Source organism: Enterococcus sp. DIV1328a (assembly GCF_050536905.1).
Lineage (GTDB): Bacteria > Bacillota > Bacilli > Lactobacillales > Enterococcaceae > Enterococcus > Enterococcus faecalis.
This window is the reverse complement of record NZ_CP172912.1, coordinates 1,218,842-1,240,376: the sequence shown is the minus strand read 5'-3', so window position 1 is coordinate 1,240,376 and position 21,535 is coordinate 1,218,842. Positions and strand designations below refer to the sequence as shown.

General features: G+C 37.2%; 16 protein-coding genes. 2 read left to right on the top strand and 14 right to left on the bottom strand.

Translation table 11 applies throughout. The features are described from left to right. Positions 1 to 73: 73 nt before the first annotated feature. The 11 genes from IGL93_RS05980 to IGL93_RS05930 all read right to left on the bottom strand — a co-directional run bounded on the left by IGL93_RS05980 (position 74) and on the right by IGL93_RS05930 (position 17,287). Positions 74 to 955, bottom strand: coding sequence for a CvfB family protein (locus IGL93_RS05980; RefSeq protein WP_002361792.1), 882 nt, complete (start codon positions 953 to 955; stop codon positions 74 to 76). A 73-nt stretch (positions 956 to 1,028) separates the two neighbouring features. Next, positions 1,029 to 3,104 (bottom strand): cell division site-positioning protein MapZ family protein, encoded by a 2,076-nt coding sequence (locus tag IGL93_RS05975; protein ID WP_024041748.1) that lies wholly within the window; start codon positions 3,102 to 3,104, stop codon positions 1,029 to 1,031. A 151-nt stretch (positions 3,105 to 3,255) separates the two neighbouring features. Continuing rightward, entirely contained in the window at positions 3,256 to 4,362 is a 1,107-nt protein-coding gene (gene rpoD, locus IGL93_RS05970; protein WP_002360364.1) for an RNA polymerase sigma factor RpoD, read from the bottom strand. Between the two features lie 108 nt (positions 4,363 to 4,470). Beyond that, positions 4,471 to 6,357: a DNA primase gene (gene dnaG / locus IGL93_RS05965; protein ID WP_002363929.1), complete on the bottom strand. Its 1,887-nt coding sequence runs from the start codon at positions 6,355 to 6,357 to the stop codon at positions 4,471 to 4,473. 316 nt (positions 6,358 to 6,673) lie between these two features. Next, positions 6,674 to 9,010 carry a cation-translocating P-type ATPase gene (locus tag IGL93_RS05960; protein ID WP_024041747.1) on the bottom strand — a complete coding sequence of 779 codons (2,337 nt, stop codon included), beginning with the start codon at positions 9,008 to 9,010 and terminating at the stop codon, positions 6,674 to 6,676. Between the two features lie 128 nt (positions 9,011 to 9,138). After that, positions 9,139 to 9,756, bottom strand: coding sequence for a lysozyme family protein (locus IGL93_RS05955; protein ID WP_002357646.1), 618 nt, complete (start codon positions 9,754 to 9,756; stop codon positions 9,139 to 9,141). Positions 9,757 to 9,982: 226 nt separating this feature from the next. After that, positions 9,983 to 11,980 carry an N-acetylglucosamine-specific PTS transporter subunit IIBC gene (nagE, locus tag IGL93_RS05950; protein ID WP_002408521.1) on the bottom strand — a complete coding sequence of 666 codons (1,998 nt, stop codon included), beginning with the start codon at positions 11,978 to 11,980 and terminating at the stop codon, positions 9,983 to 9,985. 36 nt (positions 11,981 to 12,016) lie between these two features. Next, on the bottom strand, positions 12,017 to 12,850 hold the full coding sequence (locus tag IGL93_RS05945) for a PRD domain-containing protein (RefSeq protein WP_002357655.1): 834 nt from the start codon (positions 12,848 to 12,850) through the stop codon (positions 12,017 to 12,019). A gap of 309 nt (positions 12,851 to 13,159) precedes the next feature. Further along, positions 13,160 to 14,812 carry a peptide ABC transporter substrate-binding protein gene (locus IGL93_RS05940; protein ID WP_010713418.1) on the bottom strand — a complete coding sequence of 551 codons (1,653 nt, stop codon included), beginning with the start codon at positions 14,810 to 14,812 and terminating at the stop codon, positions 13,160 to 13,162. 17 nt (positions 14,813 to 14,829) lie between these two features. Continuing rightward, entirely contained in the window at positions 14,830 to 16,206 is a 1,377-nt protein-coding gene (locus IGL93_RS05935; RefSeq protein WP_002357657.1) for a transglutaminase-like domain-containing protein, read from the bottom strand. Positions 16,207 to 16,222: 16 nt separating this feature from the next. Beyond that, entirely contained in the window at positions 16,223 to 17,287 is a 1,065-nt protein-coding gene (locus IGL93_RS05930; RefSeq protein ID WP_002377472.1) for a dipeptide epimerase, read from the bottom strand. Between the two features lie 275 nt (positions 17,288 to 17,562). Between IGL93_RS05930 and IGL93_RS05925 the strand changes: the two genes are divergently transcribed. Then, entirely contained in the window at positions 17,563 to 17,907 is a 345-nt protein-coding gene (locus tag IGL93_RS05925) for a metal-sulfur cluster assembly factor (RefSeq protein ID WP_002357660.1), read from the top strand. Between the two features lie 97 nt (positions 17,908 to 18,004). On the opposite strand, the gene IGL93_RS05920 is transcribed toward IGL93_RS05925, so the two are convergent. Next, the gene (locus IGL93_RS05920) at positions 18,005 to 18,544 is read right to left on the bottom strand and encodes a GNAT family N-acetyltransferase (RefSeq protein ID WP_010775830.1); all 540 of its coding nucleotides are present in this window, start codon (positions 18,542 to 18,544) and stop codon (positions 18,005 to 18,007) included. A gap of 212 nt (positions 18,545 to 18,756) precedes the next feature. Further along, positions 18,757 to 19,611 carry a hypothetical protein gene (locus IGL93_RS05915; RefSeq protein WP_010775829.1) on the bottom strand — a complete coding sequence of 285 codons (855 nt, stop codon included), beginning with the start codon at positions 19,609 to 19,611 and terminating at the stop codon, positions 18,757 to 18,759. A gap of 286 nt (positions 19,612 to 19,897) precedes the next feature. Between IGL93_RS05915 and IGL93_RS05910 the strand changes: the two genes are divergently transcribed. Beyond that, the gene (locus IGL93_RS05910) at positions 19,898 to 20,431 is read left to right on the top strand and encodes a hypothetical protein (RefSeq protein ID WP_002365632.1); all 534 of its coding nucleotides are present in this window, start codon (positions 19,898 to 19,900) and stop codon (positions 20,429 to 20,431) included. Positions 20,432 to 20,446: 15 nt separating this feature from the next. Here IGL93_RS05910 and IGL93_RS05905 read toward each other — a convergent pair whose 3' ends face one another. After that, positions 20,447 to 21,439, bottom strand: a complete 993-nt coding sequence (locus tag IGL93_RS05905; RefSeq protein WP_025187413.1) for an alpha/beta hydrolase — start codon at positions 21,437 to 21,439, stop codon at positions 20,447 to 20,449. Positions 21,440 to 21,535: the final 96 nt, after the last annotated feature.

Here is a 21,535-nt window from a genome sequence, read left to right as displayed (position 1 = left end):
TAATTTATCAATCAAATTAAAATAATTATAAAAGAAACAACTGTAATTTGCAAGATATTCTCAATTAGCTACCTTAATTTTTTTCTTTTGATTGTTCCAACGAGCCAATTAGAATTGTTTTACCATCTTCTTGTTTAATTAATTTTTGTTTCATTAAATGGCCTAAGGCGCGTTTAAATTGAGCTTTACTAATGCCAAAGGTTTGTTTAATTTCATCAGGACTTGATTTATCAGTGAAAGGAATTTGATGATCGTTTGCTCTTTCTAAGAAAGTTAGAATCATTAACGCATCATCGCTGATTACTTCATGACTTCTTGGTTTTAATGAAAGATTCAATACGCCGTCCGGCCGCACGCCAATCACACGTCCCACTACTTTTTCACCTAAACGTGGTTCCTGGAATCGTTCAGAAGGATGGATAAATCCAATGTATAAATCATCAGTTAAAATATACGTTCCTGCAAGTTTCAGACGATACACATGCCCAGTTAAGTTTTGGTTTTGCATTTCAGCATTCCCGCGTTTTGCCATGGCTTTAAAGACTTTTTCATCTGCTAATTCGCCCCAAATGCGGTCTTTACTGTCCACTTTTAAAGTAACCATTACTCGGTCTTCTTTTTTAGGCCAAAGTTCCCGCATGGTTGGTAATTCATCCAACGAAATAACGACATCTTTATCTGGTAAGCCAACATCCACAAAGACACCTAAATCACGTCTCGTTCCTGTGACAGTACCAAAGCCATAGCTACCAATGCGCACAGTAGGAATTGTAGTTGTCAGTGCTGGTTCTTGTTTTTGATTTAAATAACCAAACCCTTCTACAGCCTCCCCTATAGCATGCGTACCTTCTTCTTTTTTTAAACGGAATGTGATGCCATTTTTTTGAACAAAATAAAATTGTTCATTTTCATCGACCACAATGCCGGTAAATGTTGTTGCTAGTAATTCTCTCATTTATCATTAACTCCTCAAGGAAAATCAATCGAACAAAAGATTTCCGCTTTTGTTCGATTGTTTCTATTTTCTTTTATTGCCCTGCATTACGAGAAGCGTTCCCTTTGAACCAACCTGTTTTAGCATTGATTGTAACTAAATACATGTGAACATTTTTCTCTGTAGTGCCTTCTAATAATTTTGATTGATTGTTTGTTGCATAAAGATTGTAGTAACCTTCGCCATTCACAATTTTGGCAGGTTCTAAAGAATATCCACCAGGAACCACATAGCCACGAGCAATCACTGTGTCTAAGACTTTTTCTTTCACACCTGGTGCCCATGTCCACGCTGGATTGCTACTATCAGCGATATCGGCAGCATCTGGCGCATAAAGCGGACTAGTGTAAACCCCGTCACTGTCCGGCGCCGTGTAGCCATTCGCTTCTGTTTTTGCTGTTTCTTCCTTCTTAGCGTTCTCTTTTTTCGCGGCAGCAGCTTGTTTCGCTTGTTCTTCTGCTTGTTTTGCTTGCTCTGCGGCAGCTTGTTCTTCTGCAATTCTTTTCTGTTCTTCTTCAACCTTGGTTAACGCTTGGTCAGCTGTCGTGACTTGTTTGACCAGTTCTTTTTTCAGCTTATCACTTGTTACTTTATCTACTTCTGCCTTAGCAGCTTGATACGTGTCTCGATTCAGCTGATTGGTAGTTTTTCCATCTTTATAAATGACCTCAACCGCTTTTTTAGCTTTTTGTAATTGGTTGTATTGTTGGTTCGCTTGATCGATTGCTTGGTTCATCAATTGGTCAAATGGATCATTTCCTGTTAATTTCTTTACGGAAATTGGTTGATCAGCCGCTAAAATCGCCGGTTTCAACTCATTGCCATTGACAATCGGCGCCTCAAATAATTGGTTGATTTGTTGAATGGTTTGTTGCTTCTCTTTCAATGTTTGAATTTGTTTATTTAATTGAGAATACTCTTCTGAATCTTTAATTTCCGCGACTTGTTTTGAGAGTTTTTCTGGACTAACAGTCACCATATCGGGTTTAATAAAAACTTGCTCCTTCGTGGTATAAAAGGCTGCTAGTTCATCTTTCAGCGTATCTGTTTTCTTGGTTAGTGCCGCCGCCTCTTGCGCGGCAGCTTTTTGCGTTTGATCATGATACGCCCAAGCACTACCTCCAGCTAATAAAACAACCGCAAGCGCAACGAAAGCCACTTTTTTTGATGGTTTCTTCGGAGCAGGCGCTGGTTGAGCATTCCCGGTTTCATTCATCGGTGGTATCACACCTGAATTTGAAACTTTTTCCTCGGTTGCGTCAGCTTCACTCGGTGCTTCTAGCGACGCTGCACTTGTTAACCCTTCTTCAGAATCTGAAATGGATTCAGTTGGTGTTTCGGCTTGGGTTAATACTGCCTCACCGCTGTTTTCTAACTCTTGAGTCTCTGCTGTTTCTTCTGATGGATTTTCAGACATTTCTGTATCTGCTCGATGCGCTTGAATATAAGCTTGCAAAGTTTCGTTTGGTGTGACATCTTGATCTTCTATCGGTGGTTGTGAAAAAATTTCTTCTTCAGAAGTGGTAGAGATAACTTCAGTTCCTGAAATCTCTGTTAAAGCTTCCTCTTCTGACTTCACCGTCTCAGATACCTCAGCTGTTTCTGCTTCAACAGTAGTTGTTTCTTCCGTTGTTTCTTCTGTTGTTTCTTCTAAATTAACTGCTTCGTCCGTTGCTAATTTTTCTTCTGTTGAATGAGTAGGCATCGCTTCTGTCGCTGGTATCGTTTCCTCCACCGAATCATGAGTCTCCTCACTAGCCCCTTCTTGAAGCACTGCTTCTGAATCAGAAACATCCTCTGAATCAGAGACTATTAAGTTATCTTCTATCGACTCTTCTTTTTTGTCATCATTACTTTCTTCTTCAGGTGATTCGCCAAACAGTTCCATCACATGGCCTAAGCTCATATCTTTTAACTCAGACCATTCAATATTCTCATTTAATTGATCTTCATGTTGTTCATTTTCCTGTGTTTTAAAATCTATATTTGTTGAAGTCGTTTCCGCTTCTTTTTTATCAACTGTTGTGTCAGTTAGTGAATAGCCACATGTTGGGCAGGTCGTTAATTCTGCATCGAATTCGTTCCCGCACTTCGGACATTTCTTTGTCATTCTTCCGCCTCACATTCTGCTAATATTCCATTACTTCTAATTTACCACAACTTGCGCCTTCTTCCAATAACTAGCAATGACATTTAGAGACTTTTTAAAAATCAAAAGCGGCTCTTCTCGCATGCACGAAAAGAGCCGCTAAACGGTATGTTTATTCTAAAAAGTCTTTTAATTGTTTTGAACGAGAAGGATGTCTTAGTTTTCTTAACGCTTTTGCTTCAATTTGACGAATACGTTCGCGAGTGACACCGAAAACTTTTCCGACTTCTTCTAGCGTACGTGTCCGACCATCATCTAAACCAAAACGTAAACGTAAAACATTTTCTTCACGGTCTGTTAAAGTATCCAGAACATCTTCTAGTTGTTCTTTTAACAATTCGTAAGCTGCATGTTCAGCAGGACTTGTAGCATCTTGGTCTTCAATGAAATCACCTAAATGTGAATCATCTTCTTCACCAATTGGTGTTTCTAAAGAGACTGGCTCTTGTGCGATTTTTAGGATTTCACGAACTTTTTCTGTTGGTAAATCCATTTCCGCACCAATTTCTTCTGGCGTTGGTTCTCTACCTAAATCTTGCAATAGTTGGCGTTGAATCCGAATCAATTTATTGATTGTTTCAACCATGTGAACAGGAATTCGAATCGTTCTAGCTTGGTCCGCAATTGCCCGCGTAATCGCTTGACGAATCCACCAAGTAGCATACGTAGAGAATTTGAACCCTTTACGGTAGTCAAATTTTTCAACAGCTTTCATTAAGCCCATATTACCTTCTTGAATTAAATCCAAGAATTGCATACCACGACCTACATATCGTTTGGCAATTGAAACAACCAAACGTAAGTTGGCTTCTGCTAAACGTTGTTTTGCTTCTTGATCGCCTTCTTCAATTTTAAGTGCCAATTCAACTTCTTCTGCGGCAGTTAACAATTGAACGCGCCCAATTTCTTTTAGGTACATACGCACGGGATCATTAATTTTAACACCTGTTGGCGCAGATAAGTCTTCTGCTTGGGCCTTTTCCGCTTCTTTTTCATCTTTTTTCAAGCTATGTTCACTTGGGTCTCCATTTTCATCGACCACGCTGATACCAGCATCTTCAACTTTTTGGATCAATTTTTCCATAGCTTCTGCATCCAAAGTATACGGTGTGGCTAATTGATTCGCTAAATCATCATAAACCACTGTTCCTTTAGGCTTGTTTTCTTTGATAAATGCTGCCACTGCAGCTTCATATTTTTTACTTGTTTCTTTTTCCATGAAAGAAGGCCCCCTTCATTTTTCGGTTCACGCTTGAAATAACTGATAAATCACTGGGACTTATCAAAATAAAATGAACAAAACGCTTAGTTCTATTCATTATATTGCTTAAGTAAATGTTCGTTGAGCTTTAAGCTGTCGAGCCAATTGGATAATCTCCATTGTTAATTCGGCTTCAAGCTGTTGGTTGCCCACTCGTTTTGCTTCTTGCTGTTGAATCTTTTTCTGCTCAATTGCCTCTGCAATACTTGATAAGGCAATTACATGTAATAAATCGGCAACTTCTCGCTCAGAGCTTTCTTCCGATAAATTCTGATACGCAATTTCAATTGCTAATTGTTTGGTTTGATTATCTTGCAAGAAATTAATAAAATCGGCAATGTCGAAACTTTGATGCAGTGTCGCATAACTTTCTAGCAAGAAATATAATTCTTGGTATTCATCATGAGCGAACGAAAAATCTGGCAATTGTTGAATGGTTTGCCGTACTCCTTGTTCATTCATTAAACGAAATAATAAAGAACGTTCTGCTTTTTGAACTTGGGTTAACGGTAACTTGTTCTGGACGTGATTCTCTTCAAAAACAGGTTCTTCCATTGGTGGTGGCATCATTTCATCTTGATAAAATTGTTGCCTTTCTTGCCGTTGGACTGAACGTTGCTCTTGCTTCAATTGATTGAATTGTTCTTCTAAACTATGAACAGAAAGTTGAAATTCCTGAGCAATTTGGTTTAAATAACGATCACGTTCCAAGGGAGATTGAACATTGGTTAACTCCCGTAACAATTCGTTCACATAATCCAATTGTTCTTTTTCGTTATTCATGTTTCTAGTTAACCGATGATAATTCATTTTAAAACTAAAAACTGTTTCTCGGCCATGATTGGCCAAATTTTGAAAAGCTTCTGCGCCATATTTCCGCACATATTCATCAGGATCCAGCTTTTCAGGGATGCTGACAATACTCAAGTCAAAATGACTGTTTTCTTGCAATAATTGAATCGCACGGTTTGTGGCTTGAACACCGGCATTATCGCCATCGTAACAAATAACTACTTCCTTAGCGACCCGTTCCAAACGCCGAATTTGTTCATTGGTCAAACTAGTCCCCATTGAAGCCACGCCACTTTTTACGCCTGATTGCCAAGCAGCGATAACATCCATGAATCCTTCAAAAAGCAAGACCGTATTTTCTTTACGAATTTCTTTTCTGGCTTTATCAAAGTTAAACAGCGTTTCTCGCTTATTAAAAAGTGTTGTTTCAGGACTATTCAAGTATTTAGGCATCTCATCCCCTGGAAAATCAGCTGTTTTTAACAAGCGACCAGAAAAGGCGATGACATTGCCTTGGGGATCATTAATTGGAAACATGATTCGTTGATAGAAACGATCCAAAAACGTACCGTTATCTCTTTGGACAAACAGCCCAGAAGGCTCAAAAAGCGTTTCATCCAGTTGTTCGTTTTTAAAAACTTGACTTAAGAAATCACGTTTTTGCGGCGCAAATCCAATTTGAAAGGTCTCAATTAGTTCTTGTGTTAACCCCCGCTCTAATAAATAGTTTAATGCGGGTTCGCCAATTTTAGTATTCACTAAAATATGATGGTAAAGTTCTGCGGCTTTACTATGCAGTTGTAACAAACTCCGTCTTTGTTGGTTTTCTGGGGTATCCGCTACTTCACGCGGCTCTGACCAATCAAAGTCCACAGATAAATGTTCCAAATCTGCAACACGTTTCACGGATTCTGGAAAACTAATGCCTTCAATTTCTTGCAAGAAATTAAAAACAGTTCCACCTTTCCCGCAGCCAAAACAGTGAAAAATTTGTTTGTCTTCTGCTACTGAAAATGAAGGGGAACGTTCTTCGTGAAACGGACATAAACCCATATAATTTTTACCGGATTTTTTTAACTGGACATACTGCCCAATAATATCTACTATATTCGTTCGGTGACGAACTTCCTCAATGACTTCCTGAGGAATGCGTTGTGCCATTGTCCTCACCTCCTAAGAATAGCATTGTGCTAACTCATGTGATTGACCGTTTAAAAAACGCACTGTCATTTCAGTGCGAATTCCAATGGACACATTTACACATGATTTATTGTATCACATAATCGCTGTTTTTCAAGTATCTTGTTTCAACTCAACAAAAAAAGAAAGTATCTAGGACAAAAGTCATCCTGACTCCTGCCCCAGACACTAACTCTTAAAATAATCAGTTAAACATCAAGCTTGCTCCGACTTCCTTCAAGATTTAAAGAAGAACTGCATTTCTGGAGACGAATACTTTTAGCTCAACCTCTGTTTTTTATAAATCTTTAATTGTTTTTCCAGCACGTTTCATTTGTACGAAACCAATTGCTACACGCACCACAATATTAATGGCCATCATAATAAAGAAGAGACCCATTGTTTGCGAAGTTAAGAAACCAATTTCTAAAATGTTGTGGAATAACATAGCTGCTACATAAATACCAATAATGGTACTGAAAACCAAGAAAATGCGTAATGGATTTAAAGGCAGACATGCTCGAACAACAGCCATACAACTAATTCCAACTAATAAATAATACATTAACGTCGTGGTGTCTAAAGAAGAAAATCCTTGATTTTGTCCAATCAGATAAACAGCAATAATATTCGCTACAACTAAAAGCGCATTAACAGACGCATTTTTCAAAGCCGTTGGTAAAAACTTCCCGACAACTTTTCGTTTGTCCCCTTCGAAAGATAAGAAGAAGGCTGGATATCCTTCAATTGCTAAATCAATCAAGGTCACTTGAATCGGAATGAACGGGAACGCAATGGCCGTTAAAGCACAAATGATTGAGAGAATAAACGAATAAATCGTTTTAATGAAGAAAACGCTGGAAACTCGGGTTACATTATTTACCACACGCCGTCCTTCAAACAAGACATCTGGTAACGTTGTAAAATCAGAATCTAGCAAAACTAGATTAGAAATTTGCCGAGTAGCGCCATCTCCTTCTGCCATAGCGATACTACAATCCGCTTCTCGTAACGCTAAAACATCGTTGACCCCATCGCCGGTCATCGCCACCACATGCTCTGTGTCTTTCAACTCACGTACAATGGTTCGTTTTTGCTGAGGCGATACACGTCCGAACACTGTGTATTGCTGAACCGCTTCACGCACTTCTGCTTCTGTCGTTTTGGTCGACAAATCAATATAAGACTCATAACCGGGTAGCCCAGCACGACGAGCAATATTTGAAACAGTCACCGGATTATCACCAGAAATTACTTTTAAGTCGATTCCTTCTTTTTTTAGATAAGCCAGTGTTTCTTTGGCATTTTGGCGAATTGGATCATCAATTTCTAGAATTGCTAATGGCTCTAAATAAGGCATTTTGGTTTCGTTTAACGGTTGTTGCTCCGCAATAGCTAACATCAAGACGCGATAACCATTCTCTTGTGCTGTAAAAACAGCTTCTGGCAACCGACTATCGTCTACCAAACGCTCAGGAGCCCCTAAATAAACTGTCCCAATTTCTGGAAATTCAATAGCTCCCCATTTTCGTTCAGAAGAAAAAGCCAAGACTTCTTTTGCGCCAAATCGATTGGATACTTCATAATGATCACGAATTGCTTGCATTGTAATATTATTATCCGTACTTTCAGATAGGTAGCTTCCGATAATCTGTGGGAAGAGTTCTTCATATTTGTCATGCAAGATAATCGCCTTTTGCACTTTCATTTTACCTTCTGTAATCGTTCCAGTTTTATCTAAACACAAAGTGTCCACATGGGCCAATGTTTCAATTGAGTACATATCTTGTACTAGAATACGTTTTTTGGCTAACTTAATGACACCTGTTGTCAGCGCAATACTAATTAATAGTACTAATCCTTTTGGTAACATCCCTAACAAAGCAGCTGCAGAAGCAACAACAGATGTTTTAATGCCAGCATCTCTTAACCAAAAAGCTTCAACAAATAAAATAATCCCTAGAGGAATAATCACCCAACTTGTAAATTTAGAGACTTTACGAATCGAATTGACTAACTCTGATTGAATTGGTTTATGCACTTTGGCTTCTTGGGTGATTTTCACAGCATAGTTTTCGGCACCAACGTGGATAACACGGGCATAGGCTTGTCCGCTAACAATGAAACTTCCAGAAAGCAAGGTATCGCCGATTTCCTTTTCAATTAAATCTGATTCACCTGTTAACAACGCTTCATTCGCTTCGACTTTACCGTCAATAACTTCCATATCAGAAGGAACTTGTTCCCCTGCAGAGATAATAACAATATCTTCCATAACTAGTTCTTTTGTATCAATTTCTTGTTGTACGCCATTTCGAACAACATGAACATTTTCTTTTGCCACAATAGATAATTTTTGAACTAAATTACGGGCATGAATTTCTTGGAAAATCCCGATTGACATGTTCACAATAATAATCGCTAAGAAAGCCAGATTGGAATACGCTCCGACAAATAGTAAACAAACAGCGATTGCAAAGTTTAAAAAGTTGAATAACGTCATGACGTTATCAAAAATAATATCTTTTGTAGATTTCGCTACATTTTCCTCATAATTATTTTGAAGGCCTAACTCTTTCTGCTTGGCAACTTCTTCTGTACTTAACCCTTTTTTCAGGTCGACTTTATTCAACATCCAGCTCTTTCCCTACCTTTTCAATTAATCAGTTACATCCCTTCTAGTTTACTTGCATTTTCATGAAACTGCAAGAAAAGCCTAAAAAATTCCTGTAAGTTGAAAGAATTCTTTAGACTTTTCTCGTTTTAATTTAACTTTTCAATAAACCAACGATTCATTTTGACAATTTCCGCATAGAACATATTGCCACCATTTTGATAAAGGTAACCACCATTGTAAACTAACGCTTGCCAACGATAATAACGATATTTCGTATTTTGGTCATTCCCTAGCAACGGTGAAAGGACTTCTCTTGAATATTCTTCTGCTAACTCTGTCGTGTGTTTCCCGCCACGTTCTTTAACAAACTGAATATAATCCAGTCCATAATTATATGCTTGTACGCCTGTCCATTCATCACAGCCAGCTTCTTTTGCTTTCGCTAACGCTTCCGCGAGAAATTTGACGCCATGTGCGATACTTTCTTCTGGTGTTTCAATCACTTCTTGTTGTCCATAAACACTTTCACTGCTCTGCATAATATCGCCAGATTTTCCTTTAGATTCTGTATAGATAATCGCTAAAGCTAATGTTTTGTATTCAGGTATTTTATTTTTTTTGACTTCTGCTTCTACTTGTTTTTCAAAGGTCATTACCGTTTCAACATTTTGATGTATTTTATAGCCAAGATAGCCAAGACCAGCAACTAAACCAACAAACAAAAGTAGCATGATTTTATAAATTATTTTTCTTACTCTACGCATCGAATCATCCAAACTTTTTCTTTTAAGATACGTTCTATGTTACTTGAAATAACTGAAAAAAGCGAAGTTTTTGTTACTTCTTTAGTTTTATTTAATAAAAGTAACTTTTTTGTGAACAAACCGTAACTTCGCAAGATTGAACGTTTTCACCTAGAATAGAATAACAAGTAATTTTATCGAATTTCATCAAAAAAAGGGCTGCCTTACGGCTAGCCCTTTTTTACTTTTATTTTACGGTAACATTCCCGATTACATCATTCATTGAAGTCGTTTGACCTGCTTTTTGTAAATCGTATTGAGCAACGATATCTTGATTTGTGAAAACAACAATTAAATCTGATTTTTTGCCAGCTTGTTCTAATGCGGCTAAATCAATAGTTGCAATTTTATCGCCTTGTTTTACAACTTGGCCTTCTTCAACATGTAATGTAAATGGTCCACCTTGTAACTCAACAGTATCTAGACCCATGTGTAATAATACTTCAATGCCTGAATCTGTTTGGATACCTAACGCATGTTTTGTTGGGAAAATGCTAGTAATTTTACCAGCAACGGGTGTTGAAACTTCGCCGTCTGTTGGAACGACAGCAAAACCGTCACCCATCATTTTTGCTGAGAAAACATCATCTGGTACTTCAGAAATAGGAATAACTTTCCCATTCGCTACAGAATATAATTCAGTTTCTTTTGTTGAAACTGGTGCTTTTTCTTCAACAACTGGTTTAGAAACAGGTGTTTCTTTGACTGGTGTTGCTGGCGCTTGGTGGTTATATAATCGTTGCATTTCGTCAGCAACAAATTGTACTTCTGTACCAACGATCACTTGGATATTGGTGTCATCAATGACTTTCACACCAGGAACTCCAGTTGCTTTAATTTTTGCTTGATCCACTTTGCCTGTATCTTTCACTGTTAAGCGTAAACGAGTTGTACAGTTATCAATAGAAGTTACATTAGCATCAGCGCCTAAACCATCATAAATACGACGAGCTAGAGAAGCAAATTTGTTGTCGCCTTCTGCAACATCTGGCGTTTCTTCGCCATCGCCTTCTTCACGTCCTGGTGTCATTAAGTTAAACTTAGTGATTGCAAAACGGAAACCGAAGTAGTAAATTGCTGCAAAGACAAGTCCTTGAACCACCAACATCATTGGATGATTCGCGACTGGGTTTTTCAAACTTAAGAAGAAGTCTACAAAACCTGCACTAAAGGCAAAGCCAGCTGTCCAATGCATAAACGCAGCGAATGCTAAAGAAATACCTGTAAAGACCGCATGTAAAACATATAAAGGCCAAGCAACGAACATAAATGAGAATTCTAAAGGTTCAGTTACGCCTGTAAAGAAAGCCGCAAAACCAGCAGCTAACATTAATGAAGCTGTAACTTTTTTCTTCTCAGGACGTGCACATTGATAAATTGCAAACGCGCCTGCTGGTAAACCAAACATCATTACTGGGAAGAAACCAGCTTGGTACATCCCTGTTTGTCCTACAATTGCTTTACCAGTATCTAACGCTTGTTGACCAGCTAAAAAGTTCCCAATATCATTGATACCAGCAACATCAAACCAGAAAACAGAATTCAAGGCATGGTGTAACCCTGTTGGAATTAATAGTCGGTTAAAGAAACCATACAAGCCAGCTCCTACGAAACCTAAGCTAGAGATTCCTTTACCAAAAGCAACTAATCCGTTATAAACAACTGGCCAGAAGAAGAATAAGACAGCTGAGATTGCTAACATCGAAATAGCTGACATAATAGGAACTAAACGTTTTCCACTAAAGAATGATAAAGCCATTGGCAATTTCACACCAGAGAAACGATTATACATTGCCGCAGCAACTAAACCAGCGACAATCCCGACAAAGACATTGTTGTCCATGCTGTTGAAGGCTGGGTTTACTTCAGCAATATCCTTGAAGCCTTTAATGGCTTGGATAGAAGCAGGCGCTAAAACAGTTTTTGGCACTAAATAAGCAACTAAACCAGCTAATGCTGCTGATCCATCTTTATCTTTTGACATTCCTAACGCTAAACCAACTGCAAATAATAATGCTAAGTTGTTTAAGATAGCCAAACCACCATTCATTAGAAAAGTTGTGGCTGGACTAGCGCCGATTGTTCCCACGATCCAGTTGGCAATACCGACTAATAAAGAAGCCGCCGGTAATACAGCAACTGGTAACATTAACGAACGTCCCATTCTTTGCATATACGCTTTCATTATACGTAACTCCTCACATAAACTATTTAATTTTTATTATTTGGTCATTCTTAATCGTTCAATGTGAATCGATAAATAACCAAGTTCTTCATTTGGTACTTGATAATGAAAATTTCTCATTAATAAGACTTGTACTTTTTTTGAGATTTCATAGCTTTCAGCATACTTTTTCTTTACGACTTCCAAAATTTCTTCATCTAAAACAGCGTATTGATTTTGTTGGAAGCGATGAATAAACAAACGTAAATGATTCACCAAACGTGAATAACTGAGACTATTTTTATCATCATGAATATCAATAGCCAATTCCTGCTCGATTAAATGAATAATTTCAGAAACGATTGTAACTTCACGGATACTTTTACTATTATCAGTACGCCCGCTGCGAGCACTATGGATATGAATTGCAATATACCCCGCTTCATCATAACTAAATGGAATCTCTAAGGTTTGTGTTAAATATTCTACAGCCCATTGAGCAATAGCAAATTCTTCACTATATAAAATCTCAATTTCACTTAAAAGCTTGTTCCGAACAATAATATTATTTTGAATATTTTCAGCTGCAAAAGCAATGTGATCACTCAACCCAATATTAATATGTTCATTCAACTTTTCACCCAATACCGTTTCAGCATGTTGGATAATTTCTTCACTCGCTAAAAAGTATTTGTCTTCGATTTGTGATAGCAATACTTGAAGTTTTTTCAGTCCTTCTGGCTCCATCACAAACATCCGCTCCACCAATTGTCGAGATAAGACATCATTTTTAGTCTTATTAAACCCGACGCCTTTACCGACAGCTACTTTCTCCTGTCCTTCGTCAAGAACAAGTACAGCATTTTGATTTAGCACCTTTTTAATTTTCATAAATGACCCTCTTCTGCAGAAGTAATTCTAACATTTTCAGTGAAAACAACAAAAAAAGCATAGAACAATCCCGTTAAACATGTTGCGTAACCATTGTACACCACATTGTATTACGAAATTCTTCCATGCCTAGTATTATCTAGTCACATGAAAACGCTATTCATTTGTTAACAGTGCTTATTCTAACGAGTATCATTATTTTTGTCAACCTTTTTCAATTATTTTTTTATTAATTGTTGACTATTAACAAAAAAGAAGCTCTTATCGGAAAAAAAGTACCTTCAGCTAAAGGTACTTTTGTTCACTAATTTATTCTTTATAGGCATACTTATATGTGCTCGTTGCACCGAAGTTATGATACTGAATACCTTTGACACCTGGTCGTATAAGCTGACTACGAGCCTCTTGGTATAAAGGAATTAAAGCGGCATCTTCTTCCACCAATACTTTTTCAGCTTTAATTAATGTTTGCCAACGAGTTTCAGGATCATTTGCGTATTTAGTTGTTGCTTCTTCAATTAGTTGATCAAACGTTGGGCTAGAATAGTTCATACGGTTACCACTAACTGAGCTTTCTAAGAAAGTCATTGGATCCTGATAATCGGGTCCCCACATGCCAACAGACAATTCATAATCCCCTTTTCTCATTAATTCAATCGCATTATTTAAAGGAACTGTTTTGACATTAATAGTGAGACCTGGCAACGTTTCTTGTAACTGGCCTTGAATAAATTCAGCAACTTTTCGGTCACTATCACCATCTCTTGAAAGAAGTTCAATGGCTACATCTCCGTTTAGCTCTGCTTTTGCTTTATCTAAATACTCTTTGGCTTTTTTGGCGTCTGTTTTGACAAGGGAGCCTGCTTCTTGACGAAAATCTTCATTCGTTTCTGGGTTATATACAAATTTTTCTGGAATGTACCCATAAATTTCTTTTGAACCATCTGCTAAAATATTATCGACTAAACTTTTTTTATCCAAAGCATAAGCTAAAGCTTTGCGGACATTCTCATTTGCAAAAATGGATGGTTTTTCGTTTCTTTTTTGGTTTAAACGTAAGGAATAGACTTTTGACCGTTCGATTGCTTCATAGTCTGGGTTGTCTCGATTTTGTTTAGCAAAATCTCCTGTTAAGACAGCCACATCTAATTCACCTGATTCGTACAAATTATAAACGGTATTGGTTTCTTTAAGAACTTCAAAATGAATCGTTTCTGATTTTACTTTTTCTTTATCGTAATAGTCGGGATTACGCACAAAATCCCACGACATCGCTGACTGATCCCAATTTTTCATTAAAAACGGACCATTAGATACAATCATTTCACTAGAAGTGCCATAGGCTTGTCCTTTTTCTTTCACGAATGCTTCGTTTTGTGGGAAAAATGGAGAAAATGCCAATAACGACGTAAAATATGGTACAGGCTTTTCTAAAGTAACCTCCAAAGTATAATCATCAAGCGCTTTGACACCCAATTCCTCTGGTGCTTTTTCCTCTTTTGTAATAGCTGTTCCGTTCAGAATCGTTCCTTCTAACAAGAAAAAGTAATTGGCTTGGTTTTTGGGATTCGCTAATTTACGCCAAGCAAAAACGAAATCATTGGCTGTTACAGCATCACCATTGGACCACTTGCCATCTTCTCTTAGTTTAATGGTATATCGTTTGCCATCCTCAGAAATTTCTGGCATCTCTTTAGCAGCAGCTGGTATTAGTTGATCTTTTTCATCCAATTGATATAACCCTTCAAAGACATTGGACTGTGCGTTAATACTGGCTTCATCTTGTGTAAAAATAGAATCCATTGAACCGATTTCCGAGTTCTCCATTAAATTTAAAACTTTTTTCGAGACACTGGTTTTCTCAGTTGCTTTCTCGTCTATTTTTGTTTCTGCTGTTGTGCCACAACCTACCAAGACCGTACTAACAAATAACATAATCCCCATCATTTTTAACTTTTTCATACTATTCCCCCTATGTGTCAATCAAACGGCAACTCTTCCATGGAAAGCCGTTCTTGCGAAACTATCAAGCATGCGTAGGGCAAGCCCTCATTTTCGTACTCAAATTCTCCCCGCTGGTTGTCAATTGGGTCTGCACGCAATTGCATTTTTGCCGGCTGAAAATCTGCCTGGATCTCACTATTTGCGACCATTCTAAAAACATCTAAATTGCCGAAATAATGATTCCACCGCTGTCTATCCCCGTCTCGGTAAGCACCTCCGCCAAAAGATAAATCCGCAAAGAGCCAGCCGTACGGTTCTATATAAAATTGTGCCCAATCATGACAGCCTGTATAATGTGTAGAAACATATAATCCCGATTGCCATTTGGCTGGTATCCCTGCAATCCGACAAAGCGTGATAAACAAAATCGCTTGCACGCCGCAGTCACCTTTTAAATTAGTTGCAGCATACTCTGAAATATTGGAAATTGTAAAATATTCACGCATGAAAGAATAATGAATCTTTGTCGTCACAAAGTCATAAATCAAGCGTGCCTTTTTTAAGGGATTACTTTCATCGCCCACAATCTCATCTGCTAAATTTCTTAAATAAGGCGTGAATCGAATATGCGGTAACTGTTCCTCTAAATCAAAGCTTGGTTGCATTTTGTCTACGTTATTTTCTTCTAACTGTTGGTAAACCATCCGATTAACATAACAATATTCAACTGTAAACGTTTGATTTTCTTTTAAGATTGTTTCAAAACACAGTGTTCGTTGAGGCGCATCTTCTGCCGCAATATAGGTTGCTTCAGGTGACGTAGCTAGGATTTCAATTTCTGATTGTTGTTGACACGCTTTGGGCAGCGGCAAATGGACACGAACACGCTCACCTGGACGCTCAAATTCTTTTTTCACCTGAATGGTGGCTTTAATTGTTGTTCTCACTTTTCTACCACCGTTTTTTTGCATTTGTTCGATGTTCTCTTTTAGTTCTTTTTTGCGGAGAATTTCTAATTGATTGCTTTCTGCTTCCCGCAAACGTGCAACATATGCCGCATTTGTTTTAATTAAATTGGCCAAAAATCGAAGTTGGAAATACGGTTCACCGTCAATATAAACCCAGTCCACTAATCCCGTTTCTTTTAAACGAATTAATTCCTCTGTTTGATAATCCTGAAAAGTGTCTCTCATCATTTGATCAGCTTTTGCAAAGCTATGAGGATACTCATTCATACGCATCATTTTAATGACATCTTTTTCAATTATCAAACGTTCTTTTAATGCCTGCGGAAGTTCTTTTGTCAACCAAAAATCAATGGCAATATCCGCACTTGCAAAATCGCCAAATTCTTTCACCCTTTGAATTTCCTCAGGCAAAGGAACACTAAGATACTTTAAATCATACTTCATTTGCTTTACTCCTTTTTTAATGAGAAATGCCTAATCCAGCTGCTTCTCCTAATTCCAATAATGGTTTTGCTTCTAAGGATACGCCCCCAGTTACGGGCGCAGTTTCTAAACCGAATGTCGCATCTAAATCTGCTCGTGTGATATTCTTTTGAGCAGCAGCTAAATGGGCAGCAGCCGTGATGCCAATGGTTGTTTCTTCCGCCATGCAACCAATCATGCATTCGATGCCTGCTGTTTCACAAATCTGATTAATTTTCAGCGCTTCATGAATGCCGCCACACTTCATTAATTTTATATTGATAACATCGACTGTGCCTTTTTTAACTAATTCCAACGCATCTTGAGCATCAAAACAGCTTTCATCAGCCATAATTGTCGTATTAACTTGTGAAGTAACGTATTTTAGACCTTCTAAATCGCGTCTTTTAACTGGCTGTTCCACTAATTCAATTTGATAATCTGCTAATTCTTGAATCGCTTTAACTGCATCTTTGGGCGTCCAAGCCTGATTCGCATCTAAGCGGAGCTTGATATCAAAGCCAACTGCTTCACGAATCGCTTTTACTCTTGCGATATCAGCTTCAATTCCTGTTCCGACTTTAATTTTTAATGTATCAAAACCTAGTTTGACTTTTTCGACGGCTTTTTGTGCCATCACATTTGGTTCATCAATACCTAGTGTAATATCCGTTATTACTTGGTTATCATAGCCGCCTAACAATTGATAAAGAGGCAGTTGAGCTTTCTGACCCATCAAATCATAACAAGCAATATCGATTGCTGCTTTTGCCGCTGGAGCGAAAGCAGATATTTTATCCATCACTTCATGAATTTTCTCAATATTAAAGGGGTTTAAGCCAATGATTGCTTGGCCAAATAATTCGATCGTTTCAAGCGTGCCAGCCAACGTTTCACCGGTAATAAAAATGCCTGGCCCTCCTTCTCCATATCCAACTAATCCCTCTTCTGTTTCAATTTCCACAATTGCACTATCCGCTGATTCTATCGTCCCCAAAGCGATCGTAAAAGTTTCTTTCAGTTTAATTTTCGATGCCCTAACATGTACCTGCTTAATTTTCATAAAATCCTCCCTTTGATATTTCCAATTGACTGAAAATTCAGTTTTTTAAAAATATCCAAAAATTAAATTTAGATTGTTATCGATCATTCTAAACTCATTGTTTTCTAATGTCAATAAAATAATGAGATTTCAATTAAAATAAAATGAATTTCGAATTTTATGAGCTTTTTTAATAAATCAGTAAATTACATGACATGTGAGATACTTCTCATTTACAAACATTCTTAAAAAAGGTATGATAGTAAAGAGGCAACTTGCAAAGGAGTAGAAGACGAATGAGTGAACAACCTCAACAACGTTCAACCGAAGAAGTTGAAGCAATTAAAGAAGATATTTTAACTGCATTAGAAACAGTGATTGACCCTGAATTAGGCATCGATATTGTTAATTTAGGACTAATTTATGAAGTTGAATTTGCAGAAGAAACTGGTGATACTGTCATCAAAATGACCTTAACCACAATGGGTTGTCCGTTAGCAGATGTTTTAACAGAACAAATCCATGGTGTTTTAAAAGATATTCCTGAAGTGAATAATATCGAAGTAAAATTAGTCTGGTACCCTGCTTGGACAACGGATAAAATGAGCCGTTACGCACGAATTGCTTTGGGTATTCGCTAGTTATTTCGAGACTAATGATAAAAAACATATGAAAGAACCGATTGGTCCGTTCTTTCATATGTTTTTTTGTTTGTTTAATTTACTTATTTGAAAAAAACTACCTGATACCATCAATACTTGGCCTTTTCCAAATTTTTGCTACTGGATGGAAGTCTAATAAAAACTGTAGCTGCGTTCCACCGAAGCCTGACGCTCCAGCAAACATGATATGAAAAGTGAGCCCTCTATCCATAATCAGATACCCTGTATCCAGCACGCCATTTCTTTCATAAAACTGATAACGTTTTTCTCTTTGGGCTTCATTCGCTGCATTTTTGCCAATTTCTTCACTCTCCAAAAGAACCCCCTTAGGATAACGTGTCTTCAATAACGCTAACACGGTTGAACCTAATCGTTGGTTTCGGTGGTGCTGATCAATTGCAAAGAAAAAGACATAAGTTGATTCAGGTGCAATTGGACTATTTAACAAAATCCCCACGTTCTCATCCGCCTCTTGAATAACAAACAAATGAAATTTTCCTGCTTGAGAAGACGTCAATAATTGATCAAACGGCAGTCTCTCTTCTTCTGGAAAAGCTTCTATGTAGGTTGCTTCCCAATAGGCTTGATTTCCTTGATTTAATAATGTGAATTGCATAAAAGCTCCTTTCTAAAATGATTGCTTCGTACTAATAACTTTTGTTACGTACATAAGACCTAAAAATTATTTAAACATGCGACTGGTTAGCCCTATACGCAATTATTTTTTGATACTAATCTAGTAGTTTAATCGTTCTCTGTTCCTGAGTCAATAAAAGAGCACACGATTCGAGACTTTCAACGTTTAGTGAAAAGTCGATTCTTATTTCATTACAACCGATTCACTATTCGCTGCCCTCTTTTTTCTATTCGTTGATTTACTTGAACTAAATATTCATTTATCTCCTCTATATTCTGAGGTAAGATAAACGAGTCTTTTTTCAAATGATTTTTCCATAGCGCTATTGGTTGATACTGTTCATTTAAAAATGGTTGCATCTCATACGTATGAACGTAGCTTTCCCATGAATGAAACGAAGCTAAAAATATCGAAAGTTGTTCTAAAGAATAATCCCAATAATCTTTAAACGATAAGCTTCTTCCACTGTTAAATCCTAGTGGAACTACTGTAATGTTTCCAATTGAATGGGTAAGTTCGGCAAAACGCTTTAATTGTGGGTCCTGATGGACTCGATCAAATTTAGTAAAATTGTCGAGAAGGAATTCATTCCATGTATATTTTTTGGGTACATGATTTGGTAAATAGTCAGGAAAAGCTTGGTCAAAATAAGTTAAATATCGGTCCGAAATCACAGCCGATGCCCCGGAATCATGAGGCGGATACTTGCTATTTACTGCAAGCAAATTCTGTTCAGAAGGTTTTTCTAAATAGCTTTCTTGATTTTCCCCAATTACTTCCGCTGGTCTAAAGAAATCGGGATAAACAAGTTGTAACATAATTTTATACGTTGTCCAAAATGAGTTCATAATATCTTTGTGCACGGTCGCCTTCCCAGTTAACTTTAAAAAAACATCCTCCACAACCTCGTACTTTTCAATATGGACATTCGATGTTCTAGCTTTTAAAATATTTTTAACTGGCTGCTGTTGGTCATACTCTTGACCCAAAAGCAACTTCTTTAAATCATCTTTCGCTGAAATTGTCTTAACTGTAATCTCCGCCACTTTGAATAACTCCCATCCTACGATTTTCTCTATATTCTTTTATATTATTATACTAGAAAAACGCTCCCTCCTGCCCTTTTTTAATCAACAAATCATCAATTAGAAAACACCAACGAAACAGAAGTGCAACACTAGCATGCGAAAAAATGCGATCGGCAACTTATTTTTTAGACACTCTGTGTGTTTCGTATAGTCGAGGCTGGTTGCGTGTATTTTTTTCAAGAAAATTGAGAACAGCTATGGTATAGTCAAAACTACGATTATTTCAAACACGGAGCGACAGTTTATGGAAATGTACCAAGTAATTAGATATTTTTTAAATGAAATGGAGAAAAAGATTTGGCATGCCTTGTTAACATTAGTACTTTTTTGTCTTTATATTTCCATTTTTGATGTTCCTTTTACAATTAAAAATACATTCATCGGCAGACTACTTTTCCCGAAAGCTTTTATGAACGCAGGAAGTGCGAATCTGATTTTTTATTTGATTAGTTTTTTTGGTTTTTTATGGTCAATTTTCATTTTTGCTTATCTATTGAATAAGACACGCCTCAAATTATTAAATAAAACCTTTCCTTATCTTTTGGAAATATTAGAAGTCTGTATTTTGCCTTTAGTGATTCTTTTTGCTTACATTTATATTTATTTGCGGGTCCATGGCGAAGGTTTCAGCTATATACGAGAATCTCTTTTACAGCAAGAGTTAACTTATTCAATGAAATGGTTTCTTTGCCTTGGTAGTTTGGCGCCGTTATTTTTCTTTTTAAGCACTTTAAATTTAGCTAAACGAGTCAGACAAAAAAAAGACATGGAATCATGAAAATCCATGTCTTTTTTAGTCGGATGTTGTTTTTACTGCAGGACAGTTTTCTTCCAAAAATTCAAAAATACTACTGTAATAATTTTCAGGTTCGTAGACACTTGAAGATAAATGTGGTGCTTTAGCAACAATGAGACCTTTTTTTATCCCCTGAGTTGCCGCTAAATTTTCTTCAAACATTGTCATTGGAACAAAGCGATCACCTGTACCGTGAATAAAAAATGTCGGCAACGTATTTTTGTGTAATTGTCTCACGGAAGAAGCGGTTTTCAATTGAAAGCCATAGTTATTTAATGCTAATTGATTAGCAATCGTTAAAATAGGAAAAGCGGGTAAATGAAAAGATTCATGTAGGACATATTTAAATTCATCATAAACAGAAGTATAGCCACAATCCACTATTAATCCGCGGACATTCGTTGGTAACTTTTCACCACTTGCCATCATGACAGTAGCCGCTCCCATGGAACCGCCCACTAAAATAATTTCTGCTTCCATATCAATGGCAAGAACTTCACTAAGCCAACTTAATAAATCTAACCGATCCAGCCATCCCATCCCAATTTTATTCCCTGAACTTTTCCCGTGCGCACGCAAATCGGGAACTAAAACATTGTAGCCTTCTTCTGCAAAACGTAATGCAGTATATGCCATATCGCGTTTTCCGTTTGAACGATAACCATGCACACAAATCGCCCAACGATGGTTATCTGGATAAGGAATAAAGCACCGTGCATACAATGTTTCATCTTTAATTTTCAACCAACGATCTTCAGCAAAAGACTCTGTCCAAAAAGCTTCGCCTTCTTGTTTTTGTTGTTCTTCTATTTTTGTATATCTTGTTTCACGTTCTTGAAAATTATCAGGATTTAATAACCGATGCCCTTTTTTATGATACCAAGGGTTGTCTTTAAGCAACGCAATTTTCAAAAAATAATTGGCAATGTAAAAAGAAAAAACAACGCCAATTATTGCAAAAATGATCAGTAACCCGAGGAGCCATTTCATCTGCAAATCACACCCTCTTCTAAAGTATTTCCTTCTTCATTTAATATACTATGGATTTTTCATTTCTGAAAGAAATCACCCTTACATTTTGTTATT